The 17,620-nt window shown below is 35.3% G+C and carries 15 protein-coding genes; 5 read left to right on the top strand and 10 right to left on the bottom strand.

Features of this window, described 5'->3' with window-relative positions; translation table 11 throughout:
* The gene (locus DAY19_RS14810; RefSeq protein ID WP_115363870.1) at positions 1–2,307 is read left to right on the top strand and encodes a penicillin acylase family protein; all 2,307 of its coding nucleotides are present in this window, start codon (positions 1–3) and stop codon (positions 2,305–2,307) included.
* A gap of 2 nt (positions 2,308–2,309) precedes the next feature.
* Here the strand turns inward: DAY19_RS14810 and DAY19_RS14805 are convergent, their stop codons facing one another.
* Positions 2,310–3,914, bottom strand: a complete 1,605-nt coding sequence (locus tag DAY19_RS14805; protein WP_158536929.1) for a mechanosensitive ion channel family protein — start codon at positions 3,912–3,914, stop codon at positions 2,310–2,312.
* 245 nt (positions 3,915–4,159) lie between these two features.
* Here DAY19_RS14805 and DAY19_RS14800 point away from each other — a divergent pair, with 245 nt between their 5' ends.
* Positions 4,160–6,526 (top strand): ATP-dependent Clp protease ATP-binding subunit, encoded by a 2,367-nt coding sequence (locus DAY19_RS14800; RefSeq protein ID WP_115363866.1) that lies wholly within the window; start codon positions 4,160–4,162, stop codon positions 6,524–6,526.
* A gap of 51 nt (positions 6,527–6,577) precedes the next feature.
* On the opposite strand, the gene DAY19_RS14795 is transcribed toward DAY19_RS14800, so the two are convergent.
* The 6 genes from DAY19_RS14795 to DAY19_RS14770 all read right to left on the bottom strand — a co-directional run bounded on the left by DAY19_RS14795 (position 6,578) and on the right by DAY19_RS14770 (position 11,869).
* Positions 6,578–7,612 carry a peptidogalycan biosysnthesis protein gene (locus tag DAY19_RS14795; protein WP_115363864.1) on the bottom strand — a complete coding sequence of 345 codons (1,035 nt, stop codon included), beginning with the start codon at positions 7,610–7,612 and terminating at the stop codon, positions 6,578–6,580.
* Entirely contained in the window at positions 7,612–8,259 is a 648-nt protein-coding gene (locus DAY19_RS14790) for a DsbA family protein (RefSeq protein WP_233500286.1), read from the bottom strand. The genes DAY19_RS14795 and DAY19_RS14790 overlap by 1 nt, the downstream gene beginning before the upstream one ends.
* Positions 8,252–8,689, bottom strand: a complete 438-nt coding sequence (locus DAY19_RS14785) for a disulfide oxidoreductase (protein ID WP_115363862.1) — start codon at positions 8,687–8,689, stop codon at positions 8,252–8,254. The genes DAY19_RS14790 and DAY19_RS14785 overlap by 8 nt, the downstream gene beginning before the upstream one ends.
* 60 nt (positions 8,690–8,749) lie before the next feature.
* Positions 8,750–9,739: a ParB/RepB/Spo0J family partition protein gene (locus DAY19_RS14780; RefSeq protein WP_115363860.1), complete on the bottom strand. Its 990-nt coding sequence runs from the start codon at positions 9,737–9,739 to the stop codon at positions 8,750–8,752.
* 110 nt (positions 9,740–9,849) lie between these two features.
* Complete coding sequence (locus tag DAY19_RS14775) at positions 9,850–10,656, bottom strand: SDR family NAD(P)-dependent oxidoreductase (protein ID WP_115363858.1); 807 nt, start codon at positions 10,654–10,656, stop codon at positions 9,850–9,852.
* Positions 10,604–11,869 (bottom strand): methyltransferase, encoded by a 1,266-nt coding sequence (locus tag DAY19_RS14770; protein WP_158536928.1) that lies wholly within the window; start codon positions 11,867–11,869, stop codon positions 10,604–10,606. The genes DAY19_RS14775 and DAY19_RS14770 overlap by 53 nt, the downstream gene beginning before the upstream one ends.
* A 48-nt stretch (positions 11,870–11,917) precedes the next feature.
* Here DAY19_RS14770 and murD point away from each other — a divergent pair, with 48 nt between their 5' ends.
* Positions 11,918–13,225: a UDP-N-acetylmuramoyl-L-alanine--D-glutamate ligase gene (gene murD, locus DAY19_RS14765; RefSeq protein ID WP_158536927.1), complete on the top strand. Its 1,308-nt coding sequence runs from the start codon at positions 11,918–11,920 to the stop codon at positions 13,223–13,225.
* On the opposite strand, the gene DAY19_RS15480 is transcribed toward murD, so the two are convergent.
* The 3 genes from DAY19_RS15480 to DAY19_RS14755 are packed head-to-tail and all read right to left on the bottom strand — an operon-like array spanning position 13,218 to position 14,816.
* Positions 13,218–13,340, bottom strand: a complete 123-nt coding sequence (locus DAY19_RS15480) for a hypothetical protein (RefSeq protein ID WP_255509259.1) — start codon at positions 13,338–13,340, stop codon at positions 13,218–13,220. The two genes, murD and DAY19_RS15480, sit on opposite strands and share 8 nt — an antisense overlap.
* Before the next feature lie 52 nt (positions 13,341–13,392).
* Entirely contained in the window at positions 13,393–14,205 is an 813-nt protein-coding gene (locus DAY19_RS14760) for a matrixin family metalloprotease (protein ID WP_115363852.1), read from the bottom strand.
* The gene (locus tag DAY19_RS14755) at positions 14,202–14,816 is read right to left on the bottom strand and encodes a hypothetical protein (protein WP_133296994.1); all 615 of its coding nucleotides are present in this window, start codon (positions 14,814–14,816) and stop codon (positions 14,202–14,204) included. The genes DAY19_RS14760 and DAY19_RS14755 overlap by 4 nt, the downstream gene beginning before the upstream one ends.
* Before the next feature lie 106 nt (positions 14,817–14,922).
* Here DAY19_RS14755 and DAY19_RS14750 point away from each other — a divergent pair, with 106 nt between their 5' ends.
* Both DAY19_RS14750 and DAY19_RS14745 read left to right on the top strand, forming a co-directional pair.
* Positions 14,923–16,044 carry an aminotransferase class V-fold PLP-dependent enzyme gene (locus DAY19_RS14750; protein WP_115363849.1) on the top strand — a complete coding sequence of 374 codons (1,122 nt, stop codon included), beginning with the start codon at positions 14,923–14,925 and terminating at the stop codon, positions 16,042–16,044.
* 206 nt (positions 16,045–16,250) lie between these two features.
* A complete protein-coding gene (locus tag DAY19_RS14745; RefSeq protein ID WP_115363847.1) occupies positions 16,251–17,594 on the top strand; it encodes a hypothetical protein in 1,344 nt (447 codons plus the stop codon).
* Positions 17,595–17,620: the final 26 nt, after the last annotated feature.

The raw sequence follows: 17,620 nt of genomic DNA, 5'->3' as shown, positions 1-17,620 counted from the left end.
ATGAAAAAAATTATCTTATCACTACTTGGGGCCGTATTCTTATTAATAACTACTGTATACTTCCTCTTGTTAGGCTCATTTCCAGTTATGGAAGGAAGTTTAAAAATTGGTGATATCGATAATGAAGTTCAAATCTATCGTGACCACGAAGGTGTTGTTCATATCGATGCTAAAACAAGACATGATATGAATTATGCACTTGGCTTTTCAATGGCAAGTGATAGAGCTTTTCAATACGAGCTAATTGCTCGCGCAGGACAAGGACGACTTTCTGAAATTCTTGGGCCTGACTTAGTTGCTGCTGATAAATTATTTAGAACTCTCAATTCAAGCTATATACGCAATGATATTCTTACAAATCTTGATCCTGTCGTTCGCAAAGATCTCGAATCATTTATCGCTGGTTATAATTATTACTTAGAAAACAGCATTCGACCGATTGAATATTTTATACTTGGAATCAAGCCTAAGAAAATTAATCTAGAAGATATCTATGGTGTCTTTGTCTATTTAAATTATAGCTTTTCTCCATTTATGAGAAATGAGATTGCTTATCAACAAATCATGGCCGACGTAAAACACCGTGATTTAAAATATCTCTTTGCAAATAATGAAGTTGATTTATCTCATCGTCTTCGTCGTGTCGTAGAAGCTCAATTTATTGACTACGATGATCTTCTTGAAGGGATTGGTACCTTCACAGGCTCTAATGCATGGGCCATAAGTGGGGATAAAACTCGATCAGGTAAGCCAATTTTAGCAAGTGATCCACATATTAAGTTTTCAGCACCTAATATTTGGTATGAGGCCAATATTAAAAATGAAGAAGAAGATTTTCATATGTATGGCCATTTTCTTCCAATGATTCCTTTCCCTGGAATGGGACATAATCGTAATCACGGTTGGGGATTAACAATTAGCTATACAGATGATGTGGATCTTTATCAATTAGACGATGATTTTTATATTGTTCGTGTTGAAAATTCTGTCATAAAAGTAAAAGGTTCGACTCCTATTAACTTTAACCTTAAGTGGTCTGAAAAAGGCCCTGTTGTTGATGAAATTGTAAAAACAGTAAATAAGGATTCAAAGAATATAGCAGCACACTTTAGTTTTTTTCAACTAGGTAATAAGCCAATTGAAGGCTTCTATGGGCTAGGGCGCGCTAAAAGTTTTGAAGAGATAAAAAAAGCAACAAGTATTGTTAAGTCACCTGGGCTTAATATTGTATATGCTGATGCCAAGGGAAATGTAGCTCGTTTAGTTATGGGTGATAGCTATAATAGATCTCATCCTTTTGAGTCTGATCTTGTACAAAGTGCTGATCGTAAGATCTTAGGAGCTTATGATTTCGATGATAAACCTCATGAGATAAATCCAGAAAATGGTTTTGTGGTCTCGGCCAATGATGCTCCAAAAACGATAAAGGAAGGGATTCATCATCGTGGTGGCTGGCATTCTGATAATCGCTACAACACAATTCTCGAATCTCTTAAGTTACGTAAGAATTGGGATATCGACTCTCAGAAGATGGTACAAACAGCTAGCTTTAGTAGTCATAATGCAACTCTTTTAAAACTTATAGGAAATGCCGCTAAGAATTCTAAATTATCGCAATATGAAAGTAAGGCACTTGAGACACTTCTTTCGTGGAAAGGTCATTCACGTAAGGATCAAGTTGGGCCAACGATCTTTCATGAAATGAATATCAGAATAAGAAAACTTCTAATGGATGAAATGGGCGATAATTATCTGAATTATTGTAAGGCCATTAATTCTTGGACTTATTATTACAGATTGCTAGAAAGGCCTGATGACTTTTGGTGGGATATTGAAAAAACAGCACCAATTGAAGGCCGTGACGATATTTTGATGATGGCATTTAAGTCAACGGTTTCTTACCTTAAAGGATTACTTGGTGATGATATTAGTACATGGCGATGGGGCCGTGTTCACAAACTTAAATTCGTTCATCCGTTTGAAAAGAATAAATTCTTAGCAAAGATTTTTTCTCATGGGCCGTATGAAGCAAATGGCTCAATCAATAGTATTAACCATATCAGGCGTGTAAAATGTAATAAGGGCCACACTCCAGTGACTGGGCCAAGTACGAGACGCCTTGTTGATTTTGCTAATGTTGATCTTTCATATGGCATCTTACCTCTTGGTAATTCTGGACATATGTTATCGCCATACTACGATAACCAAAGAGAAAGATTTTTTAATGATGAATATCGTTATCAGATTTTCAACTTTGATTTAGTTAAGAAATCTGGCCCTAAGGTTTTAACCCTAAGGCCAATATAGAATTACTTTAAACGATCAATAGATGAACGATTTGGTGCGTGCCAACGCTCATTTTCAAGTGACTTAGCAACTTGTTTGGACATCTCAAAGTTAACTTCTTCAGGTGAATAAGTAACACCTGGATCTTTTTGTACATGTAGAGTTTGAGTAGGGAAGGCAAAGTTAATACCGTGCTTTCTTGCAACTTTTAAAATATCTAATAGAAATTTATGTTTTTCATGTAATTCGTCATCCCATGATGGAACTTCCCAGAACATATAAACAAGAATATTAAGAGAGCTTGCACCCATTCCATTAAAATATACTTGAAAGTTATCCTTACGTGTAAATGGATGAGCGATGATGATTTGTCTTATACTCTCACAAAAGTTTTCAATTTTTTCTGGTGGAGTAGCATAATCAATACCTAAGTTTGTATTAAATCTACGATAACGACGTCTTCCAAGGTTATCGATATTTGCATTGATAAGAGTACCATTTGGAACAGATAAAACTGAATTATAGAATGTTCTAATACGAGTTGATCTCATTCCAACTTCTTCTACAATCCCTTCAATATCATCATTGATCTTAACCCAGTCACCAATAGTAAATGGATTATCAAATAATACTGTGAATGAACCAAAGAGATTTGAAATTGTATCCTTTGCTGCAAGAGCAAAAGCAATACCACCAATTCCCATACCTGCTAGGATGGATTTCATATCCAGCTCTAGTGCATCACCAATGAAAATGATACCAACAGCAAAAATAAAGAATCTTGCAGTTTTTCTTACAAGGGGAACAATAATATCATCGAATTTATTCTCAGTATCACGGGCCTTATCTTCTAGGTAGAGACAAATGACCGTTAGTAGCTCGTTTAAGATCATAATCATCGCGACAGCAAAAATGATGTCACAGGCTTTTATGATAAGAACAAGAGCGTCAGTCGGTAAATCAATCCATGTACATAATGTTTTAAAAATATAAACAAAGGTAACAATTCCAAAAGGTGCAGTCAGTCTGTTTTGTTGTTTTTCAGTAAAACTTATATTTCTCTTTTTTAGGATTGAAATTGCTTTAACTGCAATATAGTGACGTACAATACGATCAAAAACAAAGCTTATAAGAGTAATTATAATTAATAGAATCCAATGGATATTTAAAAGAAGAAATCTTTGATGAAATGTCCATGGAGGAAGATACTCTTTAAGTCGATCTTTTATGGACTTACTGTAAACAACGTCTTTGGCCGTTTGTTTTCCTCTAAGTGATAAGTCGTAGTGATATAGTGATTTCGTTGTTTCTTCAGTAAAGAGCCAAACAATTTTCTCATCTCTTTCAAATTTCTGTAAAGAAATTTCGACTTGATGATCATCACCATCAACATGGACCTTAGATTTGCGGTAGTACCAAATATCTGTATTAGGCTTCTTAGGGATTTTCTTTACATCGATATATTCAATACGATCAAGAACCGTTATCAACGTTTGAGCATAGTCTTTAAGTTTAACTTCTCTAACTGATTCCGGAAGATAACTACCATCAAAAGTCTTTATGGCATATTCTAGCCCAAGGTTGTTTCCTAGTTTATAGGCCTTCATATTCTTGAGATAGTAATTCATTGTCGCTCTAGGTGTACTTAAGTCGAGAGGGACGATTTCATTTGCAAGCACTTGAACTTTGCAAATAGTTAAAAGTATAAGGAAAAATTGGATAAAAGTTTTATACATAAACACTCTTTTTATTACGAAAAAAAATTAATTGGTTACCTTGACAATTATAAATGAGCTCCCATCTTATTTATAGAAGGGGAAAAATACCTCATAATTTTAGGTGTTTATGCCCAAAATTTACGCGGAGGATTTTTATGAATAAGTACGATTCAATCGTTGCAGGAAGTTTGGACATTGCCCAAACTCTTCTTATGGAAAAGAAGAATACTCAACTATCCGAATGGCATCTTGCCTATGGACTAGTGAAGAATCCATCTTCTTTCTCTTCAAGATCTCTTAAGAATAAACTGAAAGAGATTAAGACAGAAGTTGATCGCCTTCCTCAGGCATCAAGTGAAGTGGCACTTGATAATATAAGACCGACTGCTGGACTCAGTAAGTGGTTAACTCTTGCATCTTCTAATGCAATACAGAGTGGACGCCAGGAAATTTCAGAGACAGATTTACTAAAGAATATCATTACGATTCTTCCAAGCTTAAATATTGACCCTACCATTTTCTCCCAAAACTTTGATGGTGATGAGGAAGATGAGGTGCCATCATTCTTAACAAATCTTAATGAAATGGCACAAGAAGGTAAGCTTGATCCAGTTATTGGCCGCTCAAAAGAAATTCGTGCGGTAATGGAGATCCTAGGAAGACGTGGAAAGAATAATCCGGTTCTTGTAGGGCCTGCCGGTGTTGGTAAGACTGCTATTGTTGAAGGTCTTGCTGAGATGATTGTTAAAGGCAAGGTTGCAGATGTATTAGAAGGAAAGACTGTTTATGCTCTTGATATGGGAGCTCTAATGGCCGGAACTAAGTTTCGCGGAGAGTTTGAAGAGCGACTACAAAAGCTTTTAAAATATATTAAAAAGAATGCAGCCACTTCGATTCTCTTCATTGATGAGATCCATCAACTTGTTGGTGCAGGTAAAACTGATGGTGCAATGGATGCGGCCAACCTTCTGAAGCCGGCCCTTGCTAGAGGGGAGCTAAATTGTATTGGTGCTACAACTGATGAAGAATATCAGAAATATATCTTAGGTGATAGTGCCCTTGAGAGAAGATTTAGAGCTGTACCGGTTAATGAGCCATCAAAAGAAGATGCCATTGAAATTTTAATGGGGATACGCGATAAGCTTGAAATTCACCATGGTATTAAAATTTCTGATGAGGCCATCTTTAATTCAGTGATACTCTCTGATCAGTATATAACTGATAAGAATTTACCGGATAAGGCCATCGACCTTGTGGATGAAGCTGCAAGTGCTCTAAAGCTTTCAGCTGAGGCCATGCCTGCTAAGTTAGTAGAGCTAGAGGCAGAGATACGCTCTAAGAAAGTAAATGCTCAAATTGATAAGGAAAATGAAAAACTGAGCTCTGAAATAAAAGAGCTTGAAGATAAGTTCAATGAACAAAAAGCAAAATGGGAAGATGAAGTTCTCTCTCTTAAAAGAGTCTCTGAACTTAAGAATCAGCGTGACCGTTTAACTTTTGAACTTGAAGCAGCAGAAAGAAATCAAGACTATGAAAAAGCTAGTGAGATTAAGTATTCAAGACTACCTGAGATTGAAAAAGAGTTAGAGTCTTGTCATCATGACTGGATTCTTGCAACTAAAGATATTGCAATGGTTATCTCAAGACAAAAGGGAATTCCTGTTGAGAAGATCTTAAAGTCGAGACAATCTCAAATTCTTCAACTTGAAGGCTTTTTAAAGTCACGTGTTTTTGGACAAGATGAAGCATTACAAGAAATTGCTGATACTGTCATTACTTCTCATGCTGGACTAACAGACCCGTCTCGTCCATTAGGCTCATTCTTGTTAAAAGGTCCAAGTGGTGTTGGGAAAACTGAAACAGCAAAAGCATTGTGTGAATTCTTATTTGATACACAAGATAATTTAATTCGCTTTGATTTATCAGAATATAGTGAAAAACATTCTGTTAGTAAGCTTATAGGTGCCGCTCCTGGTTACGTCGGCTACGAAGAGGGTGGTGTTTTAACTGAAGCTATCAGACGCCACCCTTACTCTGTTATCCTTTTTGATGAAATCGAGAAGGCCCATCGTGACTTTGGAGATATTCTACTCCAAATCCTTGATGACGGGAGGTTAACTGATAATAAAGGAAGAACGATTGATTTTAAAAACACAATTATTCTTCTAACAACAAATGCTAAGAATGTTGAACATGCATTTAAGCCAGAAGTTTTAGGCCGTCTTGATGCAGTTTTAGATTATAATCCTCTTGATCGCTCAATTATGAATTCACTAATTGATAAGCAGATCAAAGAATTAAACTCGAGGCTTCTTGCACGTAAACTGAAGGTTAATATCTCTGATAGTGTAAGAGCGAGATTAAACGAGCAAGGTTATAGTGAAGATTATGGTGCAAGGCCACTTGCCTCAACTTTTAATCGACTTGTAACTAGACCGCTGTCAAAAGAGATTATGTCTCATGACTTAGAATCTAAAGATTTAAATATTGATTATAAAGATTCTGAAATAACGATTAGGTAAATGTTAAGGTACGTCGATACTTTTGGTCAAAGGCCAAAAGTATCGACGTACCTACTTCTTAAAGGGAAGAAGCTCATTTAATTTCTGATGATAATGTTGCACTTGTTTATTCTGGTTTAGTACATGTTGTCTAAGAGCTTCGTGAATCTGAATATTCTTTAAATGATGCCAGGACTCAATTTCCACTGGACGAAATCCTCGGTAAAGTTTTTGTTCACCTTGTGCGCCGGCTTCAAATATTCTAAGCCCTTTATCTATTGTGTATTCCATTCCCATGTAATAACACATTTCAAAGTGAAGAAAATCAAAACTGCTTTGATAAAGAGGATGAATTCCCCAGTAGCGTCCATAAAGCTTTGTCTCTGATTCAAAGAACATTGCCATGGCAATAATCTCATCTTCTTTACTTGCAAGATAGGCCAGGTGGAAGAAGCAATTATCTAATTCTTTAAGTCCAATAAAGAACTCTAACGTTAAATAGGGGTAAGCTGACTTCTTATCGATGGTTGTTAAATAGATTCCATAGATCTGCTTAAGTTCTTCTATTTGTAGATCTCTTGCGTCTACTTTCTCTATTTTAAGCTCGTATGCATCACAAGTTCGTCTTTCTTTCTTTATATTCTTTCTTTTATTCTTTCTTAGTTTTGAAAGATAATCTTCAAAAGAGTCATATTCATTTATGAAGTGATATTGAGTCGTGAGTTGTTTAAAGAAACCTAAATCCTCTAATTGTGTGTATTCCTTGTCAGTAAAATAATAGTGCTCACTTGAAAAAGGAGAGTTTTGATAAAACTCAAATGATTCTTTTAAAAGATCTGAATCAAGATCTTTTGTGAATTTACTATTATTAACAGGTGTGAAAGGAATAGCATGAATGAGTTTGGGGTAATATTCAAGGCCCATTCTGTAATAAAGGTCGGCCCAGGCCCAATCAAATATATACTCACCGTAACTATGATCTTTTACATATGAGATAAGAGTGTTGTCATTTTTAGTTAGGTGGACTGGATGCCATCCTCTCTGAGGAGATGCACTCCCACTGTCTTCTATGATTTTGAGAAAGTGGGAGTTAGCAAAGGTATGCATTATTTTTCAAGCTCTTCCTTGACTTGTAGTTCAAGTTGGTTGTAACTGAAATTCTTTAATGGTTTCCCATTGATAAAGAAAGTAGGGGTACCACGTACTCCAAGTTTCTTTCCATCTTCCATGTCTTTTTTTACAATCTCCATGAATTTTGGATCGTGCATATCTTCTTTTACTTTTTCAATGTCTAGTCCCTCAATTGTTGGAAGATAATTCCAAATGAGATCTGGTCTTGGGTTGTGATGATTTCCCCAAGCTGGTTGACTTTTAAATAAGACACCAAGAGTTTCCCAGTATTTGTCTTGCTTTCTCGTTGCCTCTAGAATTGCAATGGCATAACTTGAATTCTTGTGAAAGGCCGCATAACGAACTACAAGTCTTACTTGTCCTTCGTACTTTGCCATAACATTTTTAACATATGGATAAAATGCGCGACATGATTCACACTCTGGATCAAGAAACTCTACGATTGTAACAGGAGCATCTTCAGGTCCCATTGATGGGGCATAGTCTGGAACAAAGAGTTTATAATTTTCATTAGCTTGCATACCAAGCTTCTTACTTTGTTGTTTTTTGTAAACTGTTGTTGCGATAGCAAAGATTGCAATAAGAGCAATCACAACACTGATGATTTTGTAATTCTTATTCATTTGTTGTCCTCATTGATTTTTTATTTTTGTAATATATTACTAGAGTTATTAGTAAAATTGTAAATGCCATAAGTGATAGAAATGGAATGGAAATAAATCCAAACCAATTTATCCATTTTGCTGAACATGGTACTCCACTTAAACAAGGTGAGGCACTTTCTGGTATAATTTCCCATTGAAGAAGATTGTGATAAACGGCAATGGCCCATCCAATGACAGTGAAAGGAATACTTGTTTTCATGCAATAGTGTTCTTCATCGTAGACGCCAAAGAGAAAAATTATAGCAAGGGGATACATGGCCACTCTTTGGTACCAACAAAGTGAACAAGGAGTGAACTCCATAATAACACTAAAGAATAAGCTTCCTACTGTTGCTATCATGGCAACAATCCAGGAAATAAAAATGAGATTTGAGTTTTGTTTTTTCATAAATTTACCTCTGGTCTATTTTGTCTAAAAAAGATGACATTGACCAGAGGTAAACGTTTATTAAAGAGTGTATTCTGGTGTGAATTCTTGTGCGCCTTCTTCTAAGGCTACTGGAGTTGACTCTGAATGCTCATCATCATCAATTGACTCAGTGCTTGTCATGCTACCTGTCGTTCCCATTTTAAAAAAGTGGTTCAGGTTTTCTTGCAGTTTTCTCATCTCTTTCATGATTGAGTCTGCTTCTTTACCTTCATAAGTTAGCTCTTCTAGAAGAATTCTCGTTAGATTTTTATTTAGTCTCTTAGAGAGGTTTCTTAGATGTGCATATTCTTTTGGAAGTGGAATCATTGTCTCAATTTCTTGATTTGCTTCTTCAATTCCACCACGTTTTGCAGCTGTGATAATTTGCTTTGCTTCCTTTACTGTTTTGTCAGCAATCATTGGAAGGATCTTCTCTTGTGTTTCTTTATCAAGCTTAATGATCTCATTTGTTTGGCTAGCATTTAAGTGGCCAAGACGACGGGCCTTCTTAACATGTTCTGAAGCAAGTGCGTCTCTTTTGATTGCACCTTTAATAACGCTTTTAGAAAGTCCTGTTTTTTGGGCAGTAACAGCTGCAAAAGAGTCCATATCTTGCTCTTCTTGAGCTTTTTCAAGTTTCTTCTCTTCAGTCGTTGTTGCGATTTTATCAACTTCAATTTTTGTAGCAGTTGGATTTAATTCTTCATAGATTTCGCGACCACGATTAAGACACTTCTCAAACTCAAGTTTATCAAGTGGCTTTCTAACAAGGTTTTCATCAATTGAGATAAGTTCTTGCTCTAGGCTCTTTCTATCAACAACGTGAACTGGAATATCAGTGATTCCTAGCTCTTTTAAAGCTGTATATCTTCTTGCTCCTGCAAGTAATTCGTTTTCTTTATTAATTGTGAGAGGATTAATTAGTCCAATACTTTCGATACTATTCTTTAATGTTTCTACATCTGTCTCTGTTCTAAGGTACTGAGAATTTAATTTGATTTCATCAATATTGATTGTGGTAGTTTGCATTTATGTCCCTCATAAAATTAATTATTTGAATAATCGTGTGTGTTGTGTGAAGGCATTTTAAGGTGCATTTTTAATTCTGACTAGATCTGACAGGTATTGTAAGAAAGTATTTAGTATCCGCGCCCTGTGTTAACTCTCTCAATTATGCGTAATGACACTTTTGTGGGGAGCGTCGTTAAAAGTGTTTTGAAAATTCTATTGAATCTGCCAGGAATAATAAATGGCGATTGTTTAGAAAGAGCATTCAATGTTTCCTCAACAACCTGTTTTGGCCAAATACCTGAGAAGTGTTTTTTCTCTTGTTTACCTTGATTAATTCGAAATTGAGTATAAACGAGTCCTGGGCAAACAGAGATAACAGTTTTATTCGTTCCAATGAGATCGCGATAAAGAGCAAGGGAAAAAGAGTGAATCATGCTTTTTGAAGCAGCGTAAATGCATTGTCTAGGAACAGGGAAGAAAGCATAAAGAGAGGCCACGTTTATAATCTGTAATTGATCATCTTGTTTTAAGAAGTGATGTGTCAGTCTCATAGGCACTTCAACGTGAACTCTTTGCATGGCAATTTGTTTTTCAATATCAGTATCTTGATATTTACCAGCTACTCCAAAACCTGCATTATTGACGAGGTAATTAATTGGAGTTGTTACTTCTTTAATTAAAAACGAGCTGGCATCATCTTCTATGAGGTCTTTAACTATAACCTTGCATTCAACGTGATACTTATCTTGATAGGTCTTTGCGTTTGCACTTAGTTTTTCACTATTTCTGCCGTGAAGGTAGAGATTGATTCCAGCACTTGCAAAGTAATTAGCAAAGGCCTCACCCATCCCAGTTGTGGCACCTGTTATAAGAGCGAACTTCTTATTCTTTGTCATAATACCAGATTCCCATGTTGCGAGGTGATTCTTCTTCATCAAAGAAGCTCATAAGCTTGGCCTCTTTATTCATCTCTTGTAACATCATAACACGATCAATAAGGATGTATAGCTCAAGTGCTCGTCCAAATTGCCAGCGAATAATATCGCAAAGGAATAGTGTCTCTAGAATATCTTCATGCTTTTTTAAATACTCTTCAAATTCTTCATCTGAAAAATTTATTGGTATATTATTTTCGTGGCACTTTGATTTTGCATAGGTTGCAAAGTCACCAAGATAAAGCCTTTTATGTGCATCACCAATAGGCATAACTTCTTTGTCTTGTCCGTAGATGTCATCAATATAAAATTGTAAGCAGTAGCGATAGTATTTAACTTTTCTTTTTTGCTCAAAATCTTCATAGGTCATACTTTGATGACCTCTGGTCGCAAGAGTGCAGCTATCGCGTCCAAACTCAAGTGGATTATTTTCTTTGGCAAAGTTTGAGAGGTTAATATCACTTTTAGGTGTAAGCTTATTATAGCAGCAACCGAAATTTAGCATTCCACTGCTTTGATGTTTCGCTGCAACCTGCATATGTTTAACAGCAAGTGGCCCGCAAGTATGAAGGCCTAGTGAAAATGAATTATCGCAAAAGATTTCTTCATTCTTTTCATCTGCTAAATCGATTGAAAAGTCATGATTGATAAATTGGACATTCTTGTGACCTTGCGGCTTAGGGAATTTTTCAAGTCTCTTTTTCCCTATCTCTTGAAACTCTGGATTTATATCAAGACTGATCATATCCATACCAAAGTAGTAGGCTAGAGTTCTACTAAGGTGGCCTACTCCTCCGCCGATATCAACAACATGTTTAAATTTGATCTCTTTATTTTTTTGTAAGTTCGTGAGGAAGTTTGCAATAGTTAGAATCTCGTATTGCTTCTTTCCCTTAACTTTGTGAAAGGCCCAGCTTGGAAGCTTCTCAATTCCGGCCGTCATCTCTTTATCAATGACCTCAACTTCTTCTAAGCTCTTTAATGAATTAAAGAGATCTTTTAAGTCTGATTCTGGAAGTGAGTCATAAATTCTTTTGCAATCAACTTTGAATTGTTCTTGAGCTGTTATTTCTCGTAGTGGTGCAATGAGCTCTTTAGGATAGACTTGATCTAGTTTTCCAGCACGGAATTGATCAATAACTTCTCTTTGCCATATTTCACTATATGGCCGTAGAATGTTTATAATAGAAGTAAATTGCTGCTGGTAATTCATCACGTTATTTATAGCATGACTAACCACCATTTAAAACGGGACTTTTCTATGATTATTAATGAATCTCTTAATCCATATAATAAAATTGCAGTTGTAGGACTCGGTGTTTCAGGTCGCTCGGCCCTTCGCCTTCTGACATTTCTTGAAAAGGACGTTTATTTAGTTAATCAAGGTGAGGTTGAGACTTGGCCAAGATATGAAGAGACAAGAAGTATTCTGGGCAAGGTGGAGCAAGAAAATTCAAATGCGCTATTAAAAGAGATGGATTTGATTATTCTATCTCCAGGAATCTCTAAGGATATTGATATCTTTGATGGTGTTACATGTCCTATTTGGTGTGAAATTGAACTTGCTTATAAATTTGCTGATGCTCCAATTCTGGGCGTTACTGGAACTAATGGAAAAACCACTGTTGTTAGCTTTCTTGCAGAGTGTGCAAAGTATGATACGACAGGGGATTACTTCATAGGTGGCAATATTGGTGTGCCTTTTTGTGATTATATCTACGAGCGAATGAGTGGTGAAAGAGAGCAGGCCCAGGGAATTATCCTAGAGCTTTCAAGCTTTCAGTTAAATCTCATTGAGGAATTTCAATGTGATGTGGCCGGACTTTTAAATCTCACTTTTAGTCATGGCGAGCGCTATCATAGTATCGAGGAATATGGACTTGATAAGTATGAAATCTTTAAGAATATGCAAAATGGTGGAGTGGCCTATTATCCAAGTGGCCTTCCTGTGGCAATTCCATATGAGATGAGAAATGGCCATGCACTAGATCTTGATATGAAAAAGATTATCTCTGAATTATCTTCTTATATCGATGTCTCAAAACTTAAAATATTTGGTGAACACAATATTATCAATACTTACTTCGTCTACCTCTTGTGGGATGCTTTTACAGGTAATATTGATGCTTTTAAAGGTGCTTGTGAGAGCTTCCATGGTGTTGAGTATCGCTTGCAATTAATTAAACATGAATCTGATCAATACTTTTTTAATGATGCAAAATCCACTAATTGGGATTCTACTTGTATTGCACTTAAAGGAGTTGAAAACTTAGGTAATGTGGATCTTATCATTGGTGGTCAATTAAGAGGCGAAGGTGATAATCAGCTTTCTCGCTTAGATGAATTCAAGAATGAGATAAGAAAGATTTACTTTTTTGGTGAGTCTGGAAAGATTTTAAGTAATGAATGCCGTGAAATTGATTGTGAGTATTATGAGAATTTGGATGATGTGTTTAAAGCTGGATTTGAAGCAAAAGTAATTCTCTTTTCGCCGGCCTTTCCTTCATTTGATCAGTATCTGAACTATATCAAAAGAGGTGAGCACTTTACGAAATTAGCGCTTACTTAAGAACAGAGATCTTAACTTCATGTGGTTTGGTATCTCTCATATTGTCAGCAATTGCGACTTTAAATAGAAAAATGATAAGAATACCTAAAATAAATTTTCCTGACTTTGATTCCATAATGTGATTATCGGCACTTACTGTTTGAATCTTTAGAAAAAAATTTAACTTCTTAACAAATTTTTTCTTGATTCGTAAATCTTGTTATTATTAAACTCAATAATAACATGATAGCACCTATGAAAAAACCACCGGAAGGCTTTGCAGCAGAGTGTTCAGACAAGTTTGTGCCCTCAAGCTTGTCATCGATCTGTTTATCGATCTGCTCTATGGTTCCGCACATTGGAATCTGCTCTTTAGGGTAGAGGTAAGTCGCTCCGTCCCAGTCGTCTTCTCCAATAGTTTCTCGCCCTGTTAGGTTTCTAAAATACATGAGTGAGTCCTCAAGCTTTGAATGACCTAGACCAAAAGCGTGACCGATTTCATGAGCAAAGAGAGCTATTTTTTGGGCACGTGTCTGGTCATTATACTTAGTTCCAGCAATGTCATTGATTCCAATAACTGAGCCAACAATTGTTGCACCACTTAGATTATTTGGAAGGGTTACTGCCAGAATTCCAACTGAAGTGAAAACATCAGTATTGCCGTTACAGACAATAAGGATATCTCTATTTGTATCTGGTACTTGAGTTGAGCAGCCAGCTGATCCAGCATTACAGATTCCATTTGTCGTATAAGCGCTATCAACAGTTTGAATATTGCCACCTTTTAAATGAAGGCTACTTGTTGAAATTTTATTCCAGTAATTACTTGCTGCTATTTCTACCATATCCATAATTTCATCGGCGCTGTCTGTGATATTTGAGCAAGCATTGTCTGCAACGTGAACTCTAATTTCAGGATCTGCAAAGCGAATAGGTATATTGGCATTGATAGTAAAGGCCTGGGCCGAAAAAGCTAAGATAAAGCTTAAAAGTATTTTCATTTCTTATTACCTAGTGTGTAATTAATTGAGAGCCCATAGCTAAATGCACGCTCATCACCGTCTTCAATATTAAAGGCACTAATTTGGCCATTGATAAAAATGTCCTTATTTAACAGATAGTCACTTCCTATCACGAGAATATTATTAACCGCCGTTTGGACATCTGAAGGTGTATTATATTGTTGAGTCGAAATTCCATTACCAAGCGTTTGAACTTCACCATCCATTTTCGTATAAGTGAAGAAGAGTCCAGCACCGGCCTGCAATCTAAAGTCACTAATCTCATGTTCAATTAATGCTTGAAGCCAAAAATTTGTTACTGTAACTGCATCATCAGCTCCTTCTTGTGGAATTGTTAAGCCTATTTCAAGGATTAACTTCTTATCCCAATAAAAGTCTGAGCGGTAATTGGCGCGAAGATATGGATTGAAATCAAAATAATTTCGTCCACCGTCAAGGTCCTTTTGAACCTTTCCAACGTACTTTGTCATATTTCCTATACCTAGAGAGAACTCACCAGGTATATTGTATATTTGTGCATTTGTTTGATTTGTTACGAGACTTGTCATGAAAAAGACAAAGCATGCAACTGTTAAGGTCAACTTTTTCATGACACAATTGTTAAGAAGAATTTATTATTTGGCAATATGTTATTGTTTGCAAATGGTGTGAATTTAATTAAAATTGCCGTAATGACTATTAGAAAAGGAATTTAATATGTTCGAAAATTATAAAGTACCATCAGAACTAGTACCAAGTGACCCACGCTTTGGTGTCGGGCCATCTCTTATTCCAACAGAATTTATCCAAAAGCTTGCTGATACAAAAGCTGAACTTCTTGGAACATCACATAGAAAACCAGCTGTGAAAAATCTTGTTAAAGAAATTCAAGATGGACTTAGAAGTTTTTATAATCTACCGGAAGGTTATGAAATCGTTATGGGTAACGGTGGAGCAACTTTTCTCTTTGATATGATTGGACTTGGTCTAGTTAGAAAGAAAAGTGTTCACTACACATGTGGAGAGTTTTCAAATAAGTGGTATAAGTCACATAACTTAATTCCTTGGATTGAGGCCGAAGAGATTGCAAGTGAATATGGACAAGGGTGTGAGCCTCAGGATCACGCTGACGCCGACATGGTTTGTTTTACACTTAATGAAACTTCAACTGGTGTGCAAACAACAACAATCCCAACAGTTAGTGAAGATACTCTTGTGGCCGTTGATGCAACTAGTGGAGCAGGTCAAATTCCTTTAGATTTATCAAAGATTGACTGCTACTTCTTTTCACCTCAAAAAGTTTTCGCTTCAGAAGGTGGATTATTTGTGGCCATCATGTCGCCAAAGGCACTAAAGCGTGCTGAAGAAATTAATTCAAGTGATCGCTATATTCCAGGGATTATGAATTGGAAGACAGCGATTGATAATTCAGTAAAGAATCAAACTTATAATACACCAAGTATTTCAACTCTTTTCTTCCTTAATGAGCAAGTAAAGCTTATGAACTCACAAGGTGGACAAAAGTATGCCGTTGAGCATGCAAATAAAAAAGCTGAGTTAATTTACGGATGGGCAAAAGAGGAAAGCTTCCTTGAAGCATTTGTTCAAGATGAGAAGTATCGCTCAACATCTGTTGCAACGATCAACCTTGATGAGAAGTACGATGCCAATGCACTTGTAAAAGTTCTAGAAGATCAAAACATTGCAAATGGAATCAACTCTTATCGTAAACTTGGTAAGAACCAATTTAGAATTTCTCTCTTTCACAATGTGAAACTTGAGGATCTATTAAAGCTTACAAAAATTATTTCAAATGCTATTAATGAAGCATCCGCATAATTGACTGGCCAAGACCTGTCTATTGTATGCGGTGCTTGGCCATTTACTCTTCAGCTAGAAAGTATTGTCGAGAGGTGTGCGTTTATGCACACCGGTTCGTCTCCTGGCTAATAAAAAGGCTGTGTTTTGAATATCATTAGACATTAAAAAACTCATTTAATACTCATTTTTAGGGGGATCTTATTAATTCAAAAACTGTACCCGTTTTGTCAGATGCATATATTCAAATATTTGAAAAGTTATTATATACAATTACAAATAAAGAAGAAGTAAAGTTTATCTTTTTACTTGGGAAGCATGGTACAGGTAAGTCATTTCTCTTAAAATACTTTTTAACAGAATATAACGGAGGAATTGTTGATTCATCAACTAGCTTGCAATATCGAAATATCAGTAGCGTACGATATTTAAATTCTCTATTACTAAAGCTAATTTCTCTTAGGATGAAATTCTTTTTACTTTTTCTTTCGTCGATATTTATTGTGCTATTATACCAGTCTCTGAAGTTTCTTTTAATACCACTATATAATATTATTTCAAATAACTTTTTTAATGATAGTTTTTCTTTATCTCATATTCGCTTTGAACTATTTTTTACTATATTCCTGTCTTTAGGTCTTTTCTTCTTTATAAGTGATCGGTTTTTGAGTTATTTTAAGTTTTCACAAAAATTAAAAAATAAAATTTACTATTTTCATGATCGCATATGTAAGTGTAAACATATTATTTGGTTAGATGATATAGAGCGAAGTGGCCTTAGCTATATAGATCAGTGGCATTTAATCGATATGTTAGTGGAGAGTAGGGGGAAATATATTTTTGTTTTTGGTTACAATGACAATGATGATCGAGAAGTGTATGAAAATAGAATAAGAAAGTTTAGTGATAATTTGTCTCAAATGAACTTGAAAAAGATACAGACTAGAACTTTTATCATAGAAACACACCCTTCTATTAATTTTTCTATTATTTTTCAGCATTTTGTTAAAAACTGTAATGGGCTATATCCTTTTCTTGAAGATGGGGAGCATGACTGGATTTGTATGTTTACACCAAGAGAAGTTAAGAAATATATGATTATTATAGATTTACAGGCTTTAATTCTAATAAACGAGGAATTAGCAGAAACAGATAAAGCTGCAATCTACTACTGGATTACATTTAAAACTTTTTTTATAGCAATCATTAATAAATATAATATCCCATTAGAAGAGTTATTAGATAGTATTGCTATATTTATCAATTTTAATCCAGACAATGGACGTTTTGAAATTTTTTATGGCTCTAATTATTATAGCAGTGTCGATAGTGTTCCATTTTTTAATACTGGATACTTTAAAAAGATAAATGATTTGTTTATTAGCTTAAAACCAATTTATAAAATTAATGATGAACATAGAAGAGGATTTAATCATATTTGGGATAGTTCTTTAAACAAAAAAGGTAAAAGCTCAAAGATTCCTGTGGTTATAAACGATTTCTTATCTAATAATTATTCGAAAGATGAGATAATAAAGCTAGTAAATATGTTTGAAGTGCAGAGCTCGTAAATGTTTAGATGCTTTTGAGATTATTA

It is taken from the genome of Halobacteriovorax vibrionivorans, from assembly GCF_003346865.1.
Taxonomy (GTDB): domain Bacteria; phylum Bdellovibrionota; class Bacteriovoracia; order Bacteriovoracales; family Bacteriovoracaceae; genus Halobacteriovorax_A; species Halobacteriovorax_A vibrionivorans.
This window is presented reverse-complemented; position numbering and strand designations above follow the sequence as displayed.

What these genes read in the sequence shown, in the direction of transcription:
- DAY19_RS15480 (WP_255509259.1), bottom strand. Translation starts at nt 13,340, where the DNA reads ATGGAATCAAAGTCAGGAAAATTTATTTTAGGTATTCTTATCATTTTT.
- DAY19_RS14810 (WP_115363870.1), top strand. Translation starts at nt 1, where the DNA reads ATGAAAAAAATTATCTTATCACTACTTGGGGCCGTATTCTTATTAATA.
- DAY19_RS14775 (WP_115363858.1), bottom strand. Translation starts at nt 10,656, where the DNA reads ATGAAGAAGAATCACCTCGCAACATGGGAATCTGGTATTATGACAAAG.
- DAY19_RS14795 (WP_115363864.1), bottom strand. Translation starts at nt 7,612, where the DNA reads ATGCATACCTTTGCTAACTCCCACTTTCTCAAAATCATAGAAGACAGT.
- DAY19_RS14770 (WP_158536928.1), bottom strand. Translation starts at nt 11,869, where the DNA reads ATGAATTACCAGCAGCAATTTACTTCTATTATAAACATTCTACGGCCA.
- DAY19_RS14805 (WP_158536929.1), bottom strand. Translation starts at nt 3,914, where the DNA reads ATGAATTACTATCTCAAGAATATGAAGGCCTATAAACTAGGAAACAAC.
- DAY19_RS14800 (WP_115363866.1), top strand. Translation starts at nt 4,160, where the DNA reads ATGAATAAGTACGATTCAATCGTTGCAGGAAGTTTGGACATTGCCCAA.
- DAY19_RS14790 (WP_233500286.1), bottom strand. Translation starts at nt 8,259, where the DNA reads ATGAATAAGAATTACAAAATCATCAGTGTTGTGATTGCTCTTATTGCA.
- DAY19_RS14750 (WP_115363849.1), top strand. Translation starts at nt 14,923, where the DNA reads ATGTTCGAAAATTATAAAGTACCATCAGAACTAGTACCAAGTGACCCA.
- DAY19_RS14760 (WP_115363852.1), bottom strand. Translation starts at nt 14,205, where the DNA reads ATGAAAATACTTTTAAGCTTTATCTTAGCTTTTTCGGCCCAGGCCTTT.
- murD (WP_158536927.1), top strand. Translation starts at nt 11,918, where the DNA reads ATGATTATTAATGAATCTCTTAATCCATATAATAAAATTGCAGTTGTA.
- DAY19_RS14780 (WP_115363860.1), bottom strand. Translation starts at nt 9,739, where the DNA reads ATGCAAACTACCACAATCAATATTGATGAAATCAAATTAAATTCTCAG.
- DAY19_RS14755 (WP_133296994.1), bottom strand. Translation starts at nt 14,816, where the DNA reads ATGAAAAAGTTGACCTTAACAGTTGCATGCTTTGTCTTTTTCATGACA.
- DAY19_RS14785 (WP_115363862.1), bottom strand. Translation starts at nt 8,689, where the DNA reads ATGAAAAAACAAAACTCAAATCTCATTTTTATTTCCTGGATTGTTGCC.